This is a genomic window from Sinimarinibacterium arenosum (genome assembly GCF_005047655.1).
Lineage (GTDB): Bacteria > Pseudomonadota > Gammaproteobacteria > Nevskiales > Nevskiaceae > Solimonas.
Map to the genome: position 1 here is coordinate 269,951 of NZ_SUKF01000005.1, position 15,336 is coordinate 285,286.

Annotated in this window: 14 protein-coding genes; 7 read left to right on the plus strand and 7 right to left on the minus strand. The window is 65.9% G+C overall.

Annotated elements, in window-relative coordinates:
- Positions 1 to 12: 12 nt before the first annotated feature.
- Both E4T66_RS12240 and E4T66_RS12245 read left to right on the plus strand, forming a co-directional pair.
- Positions 13 to 1,362 (plus strand): hypothetical protein, encoded by a 1,350-nt coding sequence (locus E4T66_RS12240; protein ID WP_136849327.1) that lies wholly within the window; start codon positions 13 to 15, stop codon positions 1,360 to 1,362.
- Positions 1,363 to 1,385: 23 nt separating this feature from the next.
- On the plus strand, positions 1,386 to 1,988 hold the full coding sequence (locus E4T66_RS12245) for a glutathione S-transferase family protein (protein ID WP_136849328.1): 603 nt from the start codon (positions 1,386 to 1,388) through the stop codon (positions 1,986 to 1,988).
- 27 nt (positions 1,989 to 2,015) lie between these two features.
- On the opposite strand, the gene E4T66_RS12250 is transcribed toward E4T66_RS12245, so the two are convergent.
- Both E4T66_RS12250 and E4T66_RS12255 read right to left on the minus strand, forming a co-directional pair.
- On the minus strand, positions 2,016 to 2,816 hold the full coding sequence (locus E4T66_RS12250; RefSeq protein WP_136849329.1) for a hypothetical protein: 801 nt from the start codon (positions 2,814 to 2,816) through the stop codon (positions 2,016 to 2,018).
- On the minus strand, positions 2,813 to 3,745 hold the full coding sequence (locus tag E4T66_RS12255; RefSeq protein ID WP_136849330.1) for a LysR family transcriptional regulator: 933 nt from the start codon (positions 3,743 to 3,745) through the stop codon (positions 2,813 to 2,815). Before E4T66_RS12255 ends, E4T66_RS12250 begins: the two co-directional genes overlap by 4 nt.
- 147 nt (positions 3,746 to 3,892) lie before the next feature.
- Here E4T66_RS12255 and E4T66_RS12260 point away from each other — a divergent pair, with 147 nt between their 5' ends.
- Complete coding sequence (locus E4T66_RS12260; RefSeq protein WP_136849331.1) at positions 3,893 to 4,591, plus strand: pirin family protein; 699 nt, start codon at positions 3,893 to 3,895, stop codon at positions 4,589 to 4,591.
- 9 nt (positions 4,592 to 4,600) lie between these two features.
- Here E4T66_RS12260 and E4T66_RS12265 read toward each other — a convergent pair whose 3' ends face one another.
- Positions 4,601 to 5,575, minus strand: a complete 975-nt coding sequence (locus E4T66_RS12265) for a DUF3187 family protein (RefSeq protein WP_211242889.1) — start codon at positions 5,573 to 5,575, stop codon at positions 4,601 to 4,603.
- Positions 5,576 to 5,731: 156 nt separating this feature from the next.
- Here E4T66_RS12265 and E4T66_RS12270 point away from each other — a divergent pair, with 156 nt between their 5' ends.
- Entirely contained in the window at positions 5,732 to 6,805 is a 1,074-nt protein-coding gene (locus tag E4T66_RS12270) for a 3-deoxy-7-phosphoheptulonate synthase (protein ID WP_136849333.1), read from the plus strand.
- A 69-nt stretch (positions 6,806 to 6,874) separates the two neighbouring features.
- Here E4T66_RS12270 and E4T66_RS12275 read toward each other — a convergent pair whose 3' ends face one another.
- Positions 6,875 to 9,040, minus strand: coding sequence for a primosomal protein N' (locus E4T66_RS12275; RefSeq protein ID WP_136849334.1), 2,166 nt, complete (start codon positions 9,038 to 9,040; stop codon positions 6,875 to 6,877).
- A gap of 313 nt (positions 9,041 to 9,353) precedes the next feature.
- Between E4T66_RS12275 and E4T66_RS12280 the strand changes: the two genes are divergently transcribed.
- The 3 genes from E4T66_RS12280 (at position 9,354) to E4T66_RS12290 (ending at position 11,803) form a co-directional block, all read left to right on the plus strand.
- A complete protein-coding gene (locus E4T66_RS12280; protein WP_136849335.1) occupies positions 9,354 to 10,181 on the plus strand; it encodes a sterol desaturase family protein in 828 nt (275 codons plus the stop codon).
- Complete coding sequence (locus tag E4T66_RS12285; protein WP_136849336.1) at positions 10,178 to 11,074, plus strand: DMT family transporter; 897 nt, start codon at positions 10,178 to 10,180, stop codon at positions 11,072 to 11,074. Before E4T66_RS12280 ends, E4T66_RS12285 begins: the two co-directional genes overlap by 4 nt.
- A 111-nt stretch (positions 11,075 to 11,185) precedes the next feature.
- Positions 11,186 to 11,803: a hypothetical protein gene (locus E4T66_RS12290; protein WP_136849337.1), complete on the plus strand. Its 618-nt coding sequence runs from the start codon at positions 11,186 to 11,188 to the stop codon at positions 11,801 to 11,803.
- Here E4T66_RS12290 and E4T66_RS12295 read toward each other — a convergent pair.
- The 3 genes from E4T66_RS12295 to E4T66_RS12305 form a co-directional block, all read right to left on the minus strand.
- Positions 11,778 to 13,259, minus strand: a complete 1,482-nt coding sequence (locus E4T66_RS12295) for an amidase (RefSeq protein ID WP_211242890.1) — start codon at positions 13,257 to 13,259, stop codon at positions 11,778 to 11,780. The two genes, E4T66_RS12290 and E4T66_RS12295, sit on opposite strands and share 26 nt — an antisense overlap.
- 36 nt (positions 13,260 to 13,295) lie before the next feature.
- Positions 13,296 to 13,940, minus strand: a complete 645-nt coding sequence (locus tag E4T66_RS12300) for an SIR2 family NAD-dependent protein deacylase (protein ID WP_248679663.1) — start codon at positions 13,938 to 13,940, stop codon at positions 13,296 to 13,298.
- Between the two features lie 112 nt (positions 13,941 to 14,052).
- Positions 14,053 to 15,267: an iron-containing alcohol dehydrogenase gene (locus E4T66_RS12305; protein ID WP_136849339.1), complete on the minus strand. Its 1,215-nt coding sequence runs from the start codon at positions 15,265 to 15,267 to the stop codon at positions 14,053 to 14,055.
- Between the last annotated feature and the right edge of the window lie 69 nt (positions 15,268 to 15,336).

The window sequence follows — 15,336 nt, forward strand, 5'->3', positions numbered from 1 at the left end:
GGACTGCAGCCGATGAATCCAGCCCGGGCCGTAGCACTCGGCAGCGCACTGCTGCTGGCATCCGCCAGCGTCGCCGCCGACGAGTCACGCACAAAGTTCAGCGCCGCTCTGTCCGCTGAGGGCCGCGGCTATCTGCATGATCCGGCATATGCCGGACAGAATGGCGCAGCGGCCAGTGCATCGCTGTCATTGGAACCGGAGCTGTATGTCGAGTGGAGCCGCAACACCAGCGCCACCATCACACCGTTTGCACGCTGGGATTCGATCGACGAGGAGCGCAGCCACATCGACCTGCGCGAGCTGGCGCTGCAGCAGCGTTTCGGCAACTTCGATCTGCGCCTGGGTGTCAGCCGCGTGTTCTGGGGCGTGACCGAATCGGTGCATCTGGTCGACATCATCAACCAGACCGATCAGGTCGAGAACATCGATGGGGAGGACAAGCTCGGACAACCGATGGCGATGCTGTCATGGACCACCGATGCCGGCGTCTTCACCGGATTCGTGCTGCCGTACTTCCGCGAACGCACCCTGCCCGGACCCGACGGTCGCTTCCGCTCCGAATTCACCTATGCGCAGAACGACGCGATCTACGAATCCTCCGATGAGGAACATCATGTCGACGGCGCGCTGCGCTGGAGTCTGTCGACCAGCCTGTTCGATCTGGGCCTGTCGTATTTCAACGGCACCGGCCGCTCGCCGCGCTTTGCACCGCGCGTGACCACCAGCGATCCCGGTGCACTGGCGCAGTTGCTCGACCAGCTCGGCCTCGCTGGCCTGCTCGGCCAACTGGCGCAGGGTCAGGTCGACGACGTCAGTGTCGATCTGGTGCCGGTCTACGATCAGATCGAACAGACCGGGCTGGATCTGAATCTGGTATCGGGCAACTGGATCTGGAAACTTGAAGCGATCTACCAGGACAGCCGCGCACGCGACTATGGCGCCGCAGCCGGCGGCTTCGAATACACCTACGCCGGCGCGTTCAACAGCGCATGGGACGCCAGCCTGCTGATGGAGTACCTGTGGGACAGCCGCGGCGACGACACCGCGCCATTGCCGACAGCGGAAGACCTGCAGGGCAACATGCTGCCACCGCAGCAGATTCCACCGCTGTTCCAGAATGATCTGTTCGTCGGCACACGACTCACGCCCAACGACGTTGCCAGCACCGAGTTCCTTGCTGGAGTCGTCGTCGATCTCGATCATGGCGGCCTGTTTGCCAGCGTCGAGACCAGCCGGCGGCTGGGTTCAGCAGGCAAGCTGGCGCTCGAGTTGCGCATCTTCGCGGACGCCCAGTCCCAGGACCCTTTGTATCTGCTGCGCGACGACGATTATCTGCAGCTCGAGTACACCCACTATTTCTGAGCGATACAGCGGGGAGACGGACGATGTACACGCTCTACGGCATGTCCGGCAGCGGCAACTGCTACAAGCCAGCGCTGCTGATGCGGCAGCTCGGCATTGCGTATCGCTGGGTCGAGGTCGACCTGATTCACGGCGCGACGCGCACGCCGGAATTCCTGGCAAAGAACCCCAATGGCAAGGTGCCGCTGCTGGAACTGGAGGACGGCCGACTGCTCGCGGAGTCCAACGCGATGCTGTGCTATCTGGCTGACGGCAGTCCCCTACTGCCCAGCGAACGCTGGCAGCGCGCACAAGTCATGCAGTGGTTGTTCTTCGAGCAGTACAGCCATGAACCGGCGATCGCCACCGTGCGCTTCTGGGTCCACTACCTCGGAAAAGGCGAAGCGCTGCGCGACAGAATCCGCGAGACACGACCCAAGGGCTATGCCGCGCTCGGCGTGATGGAACAGCAGCTCGGCAAGACCGCCTTCCTCGCCGGCAACGACTACACCATCGCCGACATCGCGCTGTACGCCTACACTCACGTCGCGCATCAGGGCGGCTATCAGCTCAGTGAGTTTCCGCAGATCGAAGCCTGGCTGCGCCGGGTCGAGCGTCAGCCCGGCTTCATCGCCATGCAGAGTTGAGCCCCCGCCGCGCACGCGGCGAGTAACTCAGAAGCGATAGTGCAGCCCCAGGCTGACGACCGGCCACAGGTTGTAGCTCGATACATCGTCTTCGACATTCTGGCGTTCCTGCTCCAGCTCGTCGCGAAAGGTCTGCGCGCGCGGATCGCTCGGGTCATTGACGTCAAAACCGGCGAGTCCATTCGGATCACAGGCCAGCACGCTGGAATTGCAGGCACGGCCCGTCGCCTGCAACGAGATCGACGGCGACTGCGCGAACATCACGCCGACGTCCAGACTCATCGCAAAACCCGGCGCACCACTGCCGCCACCCCAGCCAATACCGGCGTAAGGCGTCACGCTGCCCAGGTCGATGTCGCCGTCCAGGCGGCCATCAGCGGTGTATTCGGCACCACCGATCTGATAAGTCTCGTTGTTGGCCGTGTGACTGAACGAGATGTCCGGCGGCGCCGAATAGACCCCGGCGGTCAGTCGAAAGCCGCCGCCGAAGGGGCGGAAATCCAGCATCGCAGCGCCAGCCTGAACCGTCAGATCGCCGTCATAGTCGATGCCGTCATAGTTGACGCTGCCGCGGTAAGTGCCGCCGTAGTAGCCGGCACGCAGATCCAGACGCGGGGACAGCGCCATCGCCAGCTCCAGACCAAGCCCGGAACTGCCGGCACGCAGGCCCAGCGCGAGTCGCCCCGGCTGCGCACTCGGAGCTTCCGCGGCAGCCTCCGGCGACAGCGAAGCCACCGGAATCTCGGACAGGGCGTCGTCCTGCGCAGCGGCGAAGCCGGGCACTGTCAGCGCCACGACGAACAGCAGCGCGTGTCGATTGCACATCATGAATTCACTCCCGCAGTGGTGTGGTCCGGCGTCAGCAAGCGCTGCAAAGCCGCGTGATCGAGCAGGCGCTGCCTGAACCAGCGCAACGCCCGGCCATCCTCCCCGGAGCGCCACGCCAGATGCAATGGAATCGGATCGCGGGCGTTCTGAACCTGACGGACGACCAGTCGTCCGGCGGCAATATCCGGGGCTGCAAGATATGCCGGCAGAAAGCCGACGCCGAGCCCGGCAATCTGGGCTTGGAGCTTGGCGGAAAGCGACGACATGACCAGCGTGTCCTGTCCGGTTTCGACGCCGGCACTGCGCGGCGTCAGGCGTCGCGACGAGTCCGCCACCACCACCGCGCGGTAGTGCTGCAGCACCGATCCCGGAATCGGTTCGGCCGCTTCGGCCAGCGGATGAAATGGCGCGCAGACAAACACGAAGTGCATGTAGCCAATGCGCTCGGTCGACAGGCCCAAGCCCGGCGGCACTTCCCCCGGCGCCGCCACCGACAGATCCGCACGACGGTCAGCCAGCGCGTCCCAGGCACCCCCGAGAATCTCGGTGCTCAGACGCAGGCGCGTGCCGCAGATCATCGAATCAAACTCGGCGATCAACGGAAACAGCAGCGACACCGGCACAAGCTCGTCGACGGCAATGCTCAGCTGGGTTTCCCAGCCATGGGCGGCCTGCTTGACACGGTTCTCCAGACTCTCCGCCTGACGCAACAGTTCACGCCCGCGCTCCAGCAGCGTCTGCCCCGCGGGCGTCAATACCGGACGCCGGCCACTGCGATCGAACAGGGCCACGCCCAGATCGGATTCAAGCTTGCGCACGGTGTAGGTCACTGCGGACGGCACACGATGCAGGACCTCGGCGGCGGCCGCGAAGCTGCCCTGCTCCGCAATGGCGTCGAGTGTCTCCAGGGCATCCAGACTCAGCCGCATCTCCCCCTCCCGGGCCCGCTCGATTCAACTGGTTTGAAAGCTTGCCTCAAAACATTGAGCTTTCATACGCACCACCGGACCTCTACAGTGGATCGCATCTTACAGACTCCGCTTTCGCAGAATTCCATCGCTGCCCGGCGCTCCGACATGCAAACACTCCGCACTACGGCCGATCGCGGTCATGCCGAGCACGGCTGGCTGATCAGCGATCACAGTTTTTCGTTCGGCGACTACTACGATCCGCGCTACGAGGATTTCGGCGCACTGCGCGTGATCAACGAGGACCGCGTGGTCGCGGGGGCGGGCTTCGCTCCCCATGCCCATCAGGGCATGGAGATTCTGACCTACGTACTCGACGGCGAACTCCGCCACCGTGACTCTACCGGCGGCATGGGCACGCTGCGCCCTGGAGAGCTGCAGCTGATGAGTGCCGGCAGCGGCATCACGCACAGTGAAATGAACGGCAGCGCCCACACCCCGGTGCACTTCCTGCAGATCTGGATTACCCCCAACGAGCGCAATACAGAGCCCGGATATCAGCAACTCCAGCTCGACTCAGGGGCATTGGGTGACGGGTTCATTCCGGTCGCGGCGGGTGCTCCCGGTTGCGCGCCGCTGCATCTGCGGCAGGATGCGCGCGTGCTGCTGGCCTGGCCCGCAGCCGGCCGTGCGCTGACGCAGCCGCTGGATCCGGCGCGTCGTTACTACCTGCACGTGGCGCGCGGCAGCATCACCGCCAACGGACAGGCCATGGGTGCCGGTGACGCACTGATGCTGCAGTCTGAAGCCGCGCTCGGAATCGAAACGCGGGACGCGGCCGAGCTGCTGCTGTTCGATCTGGCCTGAGCCAGACGCCTAAGCGCCCCAGTCCGCACTCAGGTGAATCACGAAGTCCGGCGAAGACTCGGTGATCACGTCTTCCTGGATCCCGGCCCGCCACTGCGCGCCGCTGTCACTGCGATAGCGGAATCCGAAAACGAGCTGTCCGCCGGGGCTACTGAGCCCATCGAGATCGCTGTCGCTATATAGCGGCGCGTGCAGATAGAACTGCGCGCCGGCATCGATACGGGCCGTCAGCGCATAGCCCAGTGATGCCCAACCGAACGGCAGAAGGGAGCGTTGCTGATCCTGCAGCGGACCCTCGGCCCGGACCACGCCGGCGCCGCCCGCAATGGCCCCGGTCCAGCGCTGTGCCGTATCCAGCGCAAACCCCCGCTCGTACCACAGCGAAGCCCCGAGGCCGCCGCCGAGCAGGCGATCAGCATCGCCACTCGGCAGCTGCAGCATTGCCCGCAGACAGCTGTCGGCCGCGCAGCGCGCGGCACCCAGGCGCAGGTCGCCGAGGGTGGCGTCGCTGCCGTTGATGTCGAACACGGTCCGACCATCGCGAACGTAGACGTAGCGGTACTCGTTGCGCGGAATCTGTTCACGGCCGCCATTGGGCAGGCCGAACCAGCGATGCCAGGTTTCGATGCTGGAATCCAGGACACCGCCGCCGGTCAGCATCAGCGGCAGCTCAAGCGACCACAGCGTCCCCGCCCACTGCGTGCGGTACTGCAGCCCCAGGCGCACGGTCTCGCCGTCGAGGCGGATCTGCTCGCTGGCGGATTGGCTCAGCAGATTCTCGCTGGTCCAGTCCAGCGCGATGCGCGCGCCCGGACCGGGGGTCGCAGCCTCCGGCACCGGCAGCGGGGCAAACCGCGCCAGCGCGCCCTGGTTGAAGGTCGAGAATACAAACGGGGGCGCCGCCGCGGCGCGGCCGACACTGCACGCCAGCAACAGAATGACCGCGACAGGGGTCAGCACAGCGGATCGGGACAGTCGGGTCATCGCGTTCATTGTTCGTGTTCGGGAACCCGCGGCATTGTGCCCGTTTTGCCACCCCAGGCGACGGCTATCACAGCGATAGCGCTTCCTTGCGTGTTGTCAACTGCCCGATCTGTTAGCATCGGCGCCCAATTTTTTGTTGCTGCACGGGCTATTCCAATGCGTTTTGTCACTGAAAACACGCGAATCAAGTCGATCCGCGAAGTCGCCACGCCGGCGCAGATCCAGGCCGAGATTCCGGCTTCCGAAGCGGCCTTGAAGACCACCTTCGATGCCCGCCGCGAGATCCAGGACATCCTCTACGGACGCGATGACCGCCTGCTGGTGGTGGTCGGCCCGTGCTCGATCCACGACGTCGATGCCGCGCTTGACTATGCCGCGCGCCTGGCCCCGCTGAAGCAGCAGCTGGCCAAGAACCTGCTGATCGTCATGCGCGTGTATTTCGAGAAGCCGCGCACCACGGTCGGCTGGAAGGGTCTGATCAACGATCCGCATCTGGATGACAGCTTCGACATCAACACCGGCCTGCGCGTCGGCCGCAAGTTGCTGCAGCAGCTCAACGAACAGGGCATGCCGGCGGGCGTCGAATACCTCGACATCCTGACCCCGCAGTACCTGACCGATCTGGTCGCCTGGGGCGCCATCGGCGCACGCACCACCGAATCGCAGTTGCATCGCGAGATGGCGTCCGGCCTGTCGTGTCCGGTCGGCTTCAAGAACGGCACCGAGGGCAGCGTCAAGGTTGCCGTCGACGCAGCGCTGTCTGCAGCCAATCCGCACCGCTTCCTGTCGATGACAGGGGACGGCCATCTGGCCATCTTCGAGACCAACGGCAACCCGGATTGCCACATCATCCTGCGCGGCGGCAGCGCCGGCACCAACTACGACGCCAAGAGCGTCGACGCGGCCTGCGCGGCCTTGACCAAGGGCGGCCTGCGCCCGCAGGTGATGATCGACTTCTCGCACGCCAACTCGAACAAGCAGCACAAGCGCCAGATCACCGTTGGCCAGGACGTTGCGCATCAGATCTCCGGCGGCGACGATCGCATCATGGGCGTGATGATCGAATCGCATATCGAGGAAGGCCGGCAGGAAATCGGGCCGCGTGATCAGATGACCTACGGCCAGTCGGTCACCGATGCCTGCATCCACTGGGACGACACCACCGAGCTGCTGCGCCATCTGGCGGGTGCCGTGGAACAGCGCCGGCTGCGACTGGCACGCAGCGCCTGAGCGACCCGCAGGAAACAAAAAGCCCGCACATCTGCGGGCTTTTTTGTGGGCGTTGCACTGATCGCCGCGCTACATCAAATCGTACGGGTCGACATCAATCGACCAGCGCAGCTTGCGTGCACCGGGCACGGCGTCCAGCTGCGGCAGGGCCACCGCAAGCACGCGCTGCAAGGCCGCACGCTGCGACGCGATCAACAACAGCTGCGCGCGCCAATAGCCGCCGCGGCGCTCCATCCCCGACGGCACCGGATCGGTCACGATGACCCCGTGCGGGTTCTCGAACAGGGGCCGCGCCCGATCCAGCCAGGCCAGTGCGACATCGGCCTCGCGCGATTCGGCGCGCAGCAGTGCCAGATGCGAATACGGTGGCAGCCCGGCGTCGCTGCGCTCCTTCAGCAGCTGTTCGCACAGCGCCGCGTAGCCCTGCTCGGCCAGCATCCGCAACTGCGGGTGTTCCGGGTGATGCGTCTGCAACCACACTTCCCCGGTCTGCCCGGTGCGCCCGGCACGCCCGGACACCTGCGTGACCAGCTGGCCCATGCGCTCGATCGCGCGAAAATCGCTGCCGTAAAGCGCCTGATCGGCCGACACGATGCCGACCAGCGACAGACCGGGAAAATCGTGGCCCTTGGCCATGATCTGGGTGCCGACCAGAATCTGTACAGTGCCGTCGCGCACCGCATCGAGCTGCGCCTGCAACGCGCTCGGACTGGTGATGCGGTCCGAGTCCAGCCGCGCGACGCGGTAGCGCGGAAAGTGGTTCGCCAGCGCCTGTTCGATGCGCTCGGTGCCGGCACCGATGCCGATCAGTTCGCGCGCACCGCAGGCCGGGCAGCGATGCGGCGCCGGCTGCTGTGCGCCACAGTGGTGACAGATCAACAGACCGCGGCCGCGATGCAGCGTCAGGTGTGCGTCGCAGTGCGGGCACGGCGCGTTCCAGCCGCAGGCGTGGCACAACAACACCGGCGCATAGCCGCGGCGATTCAGGAACAACAGCACCTGCCCCCCGGCCTCCAGGTGGCGCTCGGCCGCCTGCAGCAGAGGCTGTGACAGACCGTGATCCAGCGGCAGATTGCGCACGTCGAGAATGCGCACGGTCGGCGGTGCCGCACTGTGCACCCGGCGTTGCAGACGCAAATGTTGGTAACGCCCCTGCTGCGCGTTGTGCAGAGTCTCCAGTGACGGCGTCGCGCTGCCGAGCAACACCGGCAACCCCAGCTTCTGCGCGCGCAGGATCGCGACATCCCGCGCCGAATAGCGGAAGCCCTCCTGCTGCTTGTACGACGCGTCGTGCTCCTCGTCGACCACGATCAGGCCGAGTCGCGCAAACGGCAGCCACACCGCCGAGCGCGTACCAATCACGACCCGCGCGTCGCCGGCTCGGGCGCGCAACCAGGCCTGCTCACGCTCCCGATCACCGAGGCCGGAGTGGAAACTCAGCACCCCATCGCCGAAGCGTGCGGCGAAGCGCTCCACCAGCTGCGGCGTCAGGCTGATCTCCGGCGCCAGCACCAATGCCTGCCGGCCCTGCGCCAGCATCTCGGCGATGCGCCGCAGATACAACTCGGTCTTGCCGCTGCCGGTCACCCCGTCGAGCAGGGTGACGCTGAAGCCGTCAGGCGCTGCCGCCATCTCGGCCAGCGCGGTCGCCTGTTCTGGAGTGGGCGTCGGCAACGCCGCAGTGACCATCGGCGCCGCGGGCGGCAGCTCGACCGCCTCGATCCAGCCCTGATCCAGTGCCGCCTTGATCGTCGCGATCGACGCGCCCAGAGCCGCGCGGCTGAGGGGGCCGTCCTGCAACTGCGTCAACAGCTGGCGCTGCGCGCGGTTGCGTCCCGGCAGCTGCGCCAGGGCTTCCCGGCCGGCAGCGCGCAGCTGATATCCGGCCGGTCGCTGCAACACCGCATCCGCGCCTTTGCGCAGACGCCCCGGCAGCATCGCCGACAACACCTCGCCCAGCGGGTGCCGGTAGTAGTCGGCTGCCCATTCGCACAGCGTCAGCAGTTCCGGAGGCAGCAGCGGCGCAGCGTCCAGAACTTCGCTCAGCGATCGCAGCCCGGTATCGCCAGCGGCCTGCTCGACCGGTGAGCGCAGCACCACGCCGACCAGCTCGCGACGCCCGAACGGCACCCGCACACGCACGCCGCGACGCACCTGCGCGGCCATCGCCTCGGGCACGCTGTAGTCGAACGCGCGCGACAGCGGCACCGGGACGGCAACCGTCGTCAACAGCATCGCGGCAGCCTGTGGATAAGTTTGTGGATTGAGGGCATCGGCCTAGATTCGAATATCGGCGCTGTCAAGCATCCAACTCGCCGCGCAGCTAAAGTTCCAGAAATAAATCCTTACGAATTAACAAACTGCACGAATGTGACGACATCTTGACAGTGGAACCACTTGATTGTGACAGGCAACCGTGCATAGCCATCATTGTGTATAAGGGCCGTGCGCACGCTGCGTTTTGATGCACCGACGCGCCAGATGATACCGCTGCGATGCACAGGGTGAGCGCACGCGGAAGCCGGGGCGGACTGCTAATCTTGCGCGCGTGAACGCCCTGATTTCGATCTATCAAGACCCCATGTTCTGGTGGGTGCCGATTGGCACCGTCCTGCTGAGCATGGGGGCCTTCATCAGCTTTGCCGGTCCGCTGACGTGGATCGCAGCCCGCCAGCCGAGCTGGGCCCGGCACTACAAGATTCCCAACACTCGCGGGGCCGAACTCAGTGCCGAAGAAGCTGAGCGTCGCAACATCCTGATCCAGGGATCGCGGATGGTGCGACTGTCACTGCGCCAGTGGCTGATCAACAACCTCTGGATGTTTGCGGCGGCGGTTGCCGCCTGGCCGCTGATGCGTCTGGCCGGCATCCACACCGGCCCACTGCCGGCCTGGTGGGTGCTGCTGCTGCAGCTGCTGTTCTGCATCTACCTGGACGACTTTCTGTATTACTGGCTGCATCGCTCGATGCACCAGCGCTTCCTGCTCAAGCACGTTCACGGTCTGCACCACCGCGTGCTCGCACCCTGGGCGATCAGCGGGCATTACATGCACCCGCTCGAGTATGTGCTGACCGGCTCGCTGGCCTTCATCGGCCCGGCACTGCTGGGATCCCACGTGGCGCTGCTGTGGGTCTGGATCATCATCCGCCAGTGGGAAGCGGCTGAGGGTCACGCCGGCTACGCCTTCCGCTGGTCGCCGACCCACTGGCTGCCGGGGTCCGACGGCGCGCTGCATCACGACTATCACCACGCCCGCGTGCGCGGCAACTACGGCGGCTTCCTGCCGATCTGGGACCGTGTCTTCGGCACGCTGGCCAAAGACTACGACCAGGCGGTGGAGCGCTGGACGCATCGACCCGACGCCGATCCCGCATGAGTCATCCCCACGAGCGCCGCGCGCTGCCGGCGCTGGTTCTCGGCGCCGTGCTGATCGGACTGGCGCCGATTTTCGTCCGCACGGCCGGTGTCGGCCCCAGCGCCGCCGCGTTCTGGCGGCTGGCGCTGGCGTTGCCGCTGTTGGGCCTGTTGCTGTGGCGCCTGCCGCAACCACCCGCTGCCAGCGATACCCCGCGACCACTGCGCTGGCTGTGGCTGGCCGGTGTGTTCTTTGCCGCCGACCTGGCGCTGTGGCACCAATCGATCCGCTGGACCTCGGTCGCCAACGCCACCTTGCTGGCCAACATGGCGCCGGTGTTCGTGACCCTGGCCGCGTGGCGCCTGTATGGGGAGCGTGTCAGCGGCCGTTACATCATCGGCCTGGCACTGGCACTAGTCGGCGCCGCAACCTTGATGGCAGACAGCCTGCAGATCGGGCCTGAAACGGCGTTTGGCGACCTGCTCGGCATTGCCGCAGCGGTGTTCTATGCAGGCTACCTGCTCGGCGTCAGTCGCCAGCGCAGACAGTTCAATACCCTGCAGGTGATGTTCTGGACCACTGCGGCCGGGGCGCTGCTGACGCTGCCGCTGACGCTGGCGATGGGCGAGACCCTGTGGCCTCCCGATCTGCGCGCCTGGAGTCTGCTGTTCGGACTGGCAGTGCTGTCCCACGTCGGTGGCCAAGGCCTGATCGCCTACGCCCTGGCGCACCTGCCGGCCTCGTTCTCGTCGGTCAGCCTGCTGGTGCAGCCTGTCGCCGCCAGCCTGTTCGCCTGGGTGCTGCTATCGGAGCGCTTCGGCGCCCAGCAGGCCATTGGCGGCGTCGTGGTTCTCAGCGGCATCGTGCTGTGCCGGCTGGCCCTGTTGCAGCCGGTTCCTGCGCGCCCCAGCTGAAACCCGCCCCGTTGCCAACGGGCCGGCCTCACGCATACTCTTGACTTCAGTCCGACACAGAGCGGACCGACACGATGAATAACGCCGGAATGTCATCCTGGGAGGGAGACCATGAAGCACTACTTCGTTGCAGCCTTGCTGGCCTGCTGCGTTTCTGCACCGGTCATTGCCGGCAATAACGACGCTACGCCCGACCTGCTGGAACCGGGACTCAAATTCAACTGGGATTTCGGCGCGGCCCACGCAGACCACCGCACAAGCCTGCGTCTCGGTCTGTATCCCAGCGATCTGGGCTGGCGCCGCCTGTGGCTGGCCTCGGGCGCCAATGAGATGTCTGCGGTGGTCGATAAACCGGCAGTCCTCGATCTGCGATTCGGCGACGATCACGGCGTGCACTTGATGGGCCTGCCGCTGGATGCCCGGCTGCAATCCCTGGGCGCGACCGAAGGGGACGGCGCCAGTCACGGCAACTGGGGGCTGCGCGTCGGCGCGATCGTGCTAGCGGCCGGTGCGGCAACGGCTGTGATGCTCAATGCGCTCGGCAATGCCGCAGAGGACGGCCTCGACAAATCCATCGACGAACACTTTGCGGGTGATTCCAGCAACAGCAACAGCGATACCGGATCGGGCAGTGACACCGGTGGCGGCGGCATCCTGTGCATCAACGGAGTCTGCGCAATCCCCTGCGGCACCACCGGTCCGATCAACAGCTGCAACAGTGGCGGCTGAGCCGCCTTATTTTCAGGCCACGCCGCGAGCGGCGGTTGCCGGCGGCACCCAGCCGCCGAAGCGCTGCTCCAGCGCCTGGGCGACGGCGATCGTGACCGCATCGTTGCCCGGAATGCCGACCACCTGGACGCCCAGCGGCAGGCCATCGCGATTCAGACCCAGCGGCACCTGCGTGACCGGAAAGCCAAGCACGTTGAACAGGCCGCAGTAGGCGAAGTGGAACGGCCGCAGCAGCGGCACGTTGTGCCGTGGCGCGGCGCTGGAATACGGCGGCATCAGCAGCACGCCGTCCGGTCCGATCGCATCGATCAGTTCCGCACGCAGCGCGGCGCCGAGGCGCGCATACCGCTCGACCGGCATCGGCACGCTTTCCAGTGCGTGCCAGCACCAGCGCGGGGACGGTGTGGTCTGAACGCCCGACGCTCAGCTTGAGCAGCTCGCGCGCCACGGAGATGCGCCGCCCCTGGCCGAGCTGTTCTGCAAATGGCTGCGGCTGCGCCTGCTGCATCAGCGCCGACCAGATCTCGAACGAGCGTTTCATCGCCGGGAACACAGGCGTGCTCAACCCACGGCCCTGAGACCCCAGCCAGTCCGCCGCGCCGCGTTGCGCTGCGCGCAGATCCGCCGCGACCGGATGACGACCGTTGTGCTCGATCGACAGCACCCGGAGGGCGCTGACGTCCACCGCCGCCGGATCGCCGCTGAGCGCGCCATCACGCGCTTCGGGATCAACGCCATCCGCGCCAGCCAGGATCTGCAGCAGCGGCCACAGATCTTCGGCTCGCCGCGCCAGCGGGCCGGTCACACAGTTGAAGTTCATCCGCCCTTCCGGAAGCGGGTACTGGCCGGTATTCGGGACGATGCCCGGTGTCGGTTTGTGCCCGAACACGCCGTTGAAGAACGCCGGAAAGCGGATCGACCCGCCGACATCCGCGCCCAGTCCGAACGGCGACGCGCCGGCGCCGATGATGGCGCCCTCGCCGCCACTGGAACCACCGACCATGCAGCGCGGATCGTAGGGATTGTTGGTGCGGCCGTAGACGCGGTTGTTCGACTCCAGCCACATGCACAGCTCGGAAGTGTTGGTGAAGCCCAGCACGATCGCGCCGGCGCGACGCAGACGCGCGACGGTCGGGGCGTCGGCGTTGGCAATCGCATCGCGCCGCGCGACCAGGCCGGACACCTGCGGAAAACCGGCGAAGGCGAAGTTCTCCTTGATCGTGCACGGCACGCCGTGCAACGGCGGCAGATCGTCCCGCCCCTGGTCGATCGCGGCATCGGCAGCGCGCGCTTCGTCACGGGCGGCGTCGAAGCGCTGCTGGACCACCGCATTGATAGTGGGATTGACCCGCTCGATGCGGGCGATGTGCGCCTCGACGATGTCGAGGCTGCGCAAGTGACGCGCACGGATCGCACGGGCCAGTGCGGTGGCAGACAGCTGCAGCGGCTCAGACATGGATATCCCGGGGAATTGAGTTCGGTCGCAGCAACGTTACATCTTCAGCAGCTGCGACAGCTTAGATGCCGGCTGGCGGATCTCGTCGTCGAAGCCATCCGACACCTCGGTCTCTTCCGGATTGATCTCCACCAGCCACGGGCGCGGCTTGCGCTGGAACGGGATCAGACCGGCAGCCGGCCAGACAATCGCAGCGGTGCCGATGGCGATGAACAGATCACATTCGTCGATCAACGCCTGCGCGGTCGCGAACACGGCCTGATCGATACCGTCGCCAAACCAGGTGATGTCGGGGCGCAGCGTCTGGCCACAGCGCGGACACACGCGAACGCGGTAACGCCCGCCCGCGGTATCGGTCAGGCGGCCGTGCTGCGCGCAGCGCTGACGCCACAGGCTGCCGTGCAGTTCGGCGGCCACGCTCGTCCCGACACGCTGATGCATGCCGTCGATGTTCTGCGTGATGATGTTCAGCGATGGATGCACGCGCTGCAGTGCCGCCAGATGCAGGTGACCGGCGTGCGGCACGCACGTCAACACATGCGAGCGGCGCAGTTCATGGAAGTCCAGCACGCTGTCCGGATCATGCTGGAATGCCAGCTCGCAGGCGTAATCCTCGTAGTTGTACTCGTTCCAGATGCCACCACGACCGCGGTAGGTCGGCACGCCGCTTTCCGCGGACATGCCGGCCCCCGTGAACACAACCACCCGCTCGAAATGCCCCAACCGCAACATCGTCGATCAAGTCTCCAGGGCGTTTCCTCGTGGCAGCAGGATGATCGGTCCGCGGCCTGCCTCAGGCCAGCATCTGCGCGATGAAGCGTTCGCAGTCCGGCTGATCCATGTAGCGCGGCACCGCGTAGGTGTAATGCGCTTCCTTCAGAGCGGCGGTGGCAATGGCCGGAATGTCTTCGCGCTTGAGCTTCTCGACCTTGGTCGGAATGCCGAACTGCTGGTTCTTTTCGCGGATCCACGCGATGAAGGCATCGGCCAGTTGTTCCGGGGTTTCGCCGCCCTTGGCCAGGCCGCCGGCCTTGGCCAGATCCGCCAGGCGCTGTGCACAGGCCGGTTTCGAGAAATCGAGCACGTACGGCATGATGATCGCGTTGGCCAGGCCATGCGGGACGTGATAACGCGCACCGAAGTTGTGTGCGATCGCGTGCACGTAGCCGACGCCGGCCTTGGTGAAGGCCACGCCGGCCTTGTAGGAGGCCAGCGACATGTTCTGGCGCGCTTCCTCGTCGGCCCCGCTGGCCATGACCTTGGGCAGGTTCTGCACGATCAGCCGCGTCGCATCGAGCGCCTCACGGTCGGTATCGGCCATCGCGTTACGCGAGATATACGCTTCCACCGCATGAGTCAGCGCATCCATGCCAGTGGCGGCGGTGATCGGCGGCGGCAGTCCCTTCATCAGCGAGCCGTCGAGCGCGGCGGCGGTCGGCAGCAGGCGCGGATCCATGATCGCGAACTTGCGGTGCTGCGCGGGATCGGACACCACCGCGGCAATCGTGATTTCGGAGCCGGTGCCGGCCGTGGTCGGCACCGCATACAGCGGCAGAATCCTGCGCCAGACACGGAACAGGCCGGCCATCTTCGCGATCGGCTTGTTGTTGGTCGCGCGCGCGGCGATGACCTTGGCAGCGTCGATCGACGAACCGCCGCCAACCGCGAGGATCGCCTGGCTGCCTTCGCTGCGCAGCATCTCCAGACCGGTTTCGATCTGTGCGATCGTGGGGTCCGGCTGCACGCCGTCATAAACGGACCATTGCACGCCCAGCTCGCTCAGCCTTTTCTGCATCGCTTCGAGCAGTCCGAGCTTGACCAGCATTGCGTCGGTGACGATCAGCAGCTTCTTGACGCCGTTGGCCGCGATCATCTCGCACAGCTTCAACGACGAACCGGGGCCGCTGACGATCTGCGGTTTGCCGAAGATCGGCAGGAACAGGGTGCTGATCTTGAGCACGAACATCAGCACACGAAAGAACACGACTTGCAGCGAGAACGGAATCATCCGGCGATCCTCTCTAATGAGTATCAGGGTTCAAGGCGGCGCACGCGCCCTGCCCGGGCATCGGTGCCG

Excerpts from the sequence above, each read along its gene's own strand:
- E4T66_RS12305 (WP_136849339.1), bottom strand. The coding sequence starts at position 15,267 with ATGATTCCGTTCTCGCTGCAAGTCGTGTTCTTTCGTGTGCTGATGTTC.
- E4T66_RS12265 (WP_211242889.1), bottom strand. The coding sequence starts at position 5,575 with ATGACCCGACTGTCCCGATCCGCTGTGCTGACCCCTGTCGCGGTCATT.
- E4T66_RS12295 (WP_211242890.1), bottom strand. The coding sequence starts at position 13,259 with ATGTCTGAGCCGCTGCAGCTGTCTGCCACCGCACTGGCCCGTGCGATC.
- E4T66_RS12270 (WP_136849333.1), top strand. The coding sequence starts at position 5,732 with ATGCGTTTTGTCACTGAAAACACGCGAATCAAGTCGATCCGCGAAGTC.
- E4T66_RS12255 (WP_136849330.1), bottom strand. The coding sequence starts at position 3,745 with ATGCGGCTGAGTCTGGATGCCCTGGAGACACTCGACGCCATTGCGGAG.
- E4T66_RS12245 (WP_136849328.1), top strand. The coding sequence starts at position 1,386 with ATGTACACGCTCTACGGCATGTCCGGCAGCGGCAACTGCTACAAGCCA.
- E4T66_RS12275 (WP_136849334.1), bottom strand. The coding sequence starts at position 9,040 with ATGCTGTTGACGACGGTTGCCGTCCCGGTGCCGCTGTCGCGCGCGTTC.
- E4T66_RS12240 (WP_136849327.1), top strand. The coding sequence starts at position 13 with ATGAATCCAGCCCGGGCCGTAGCACTCGGCAGCGCACTGCTGCTGGCA.
- E4T66_RS12290 (WP_136849337.1), top strand. The coding sequence starts at position 11,186 with ATGAAGCACTACTTCGTTGCAGCCTTGCTGGCCTGCTGCGTTTCTGCA.
- E4T66_RS12250 (WP_136849329.1), bottom strand. The coding sequence starts at position 2,816 with ATGATGTGCAATCGACACGCGCTGCTGTTCGTCGTGGCGCTGACAGTG.
- E4T66_RS12300 (WP_248679663.1), bottom strand. The coding sequence starts at position 13,940 with ATGTCCGCGGAAAGCGGCGTGCCGACCTACCGCGGTCGTGGTGGCATC.
- E4T66_RS12260 (WP_136849331.1), top strand. The coding sequence starts at position 3,893 with ATGCAAACACTCCGCACTACGGCCGATCGCGGTCATGCCGAGCACGGC.
- E4T66_RS12285 (WP_136849336.1), top strand. The coding sequence starts at position 10,178 with ATGAGTCATCCCCACGAGCGCCGCGCGCTGCCGGCGCTGGTTCTCGGC.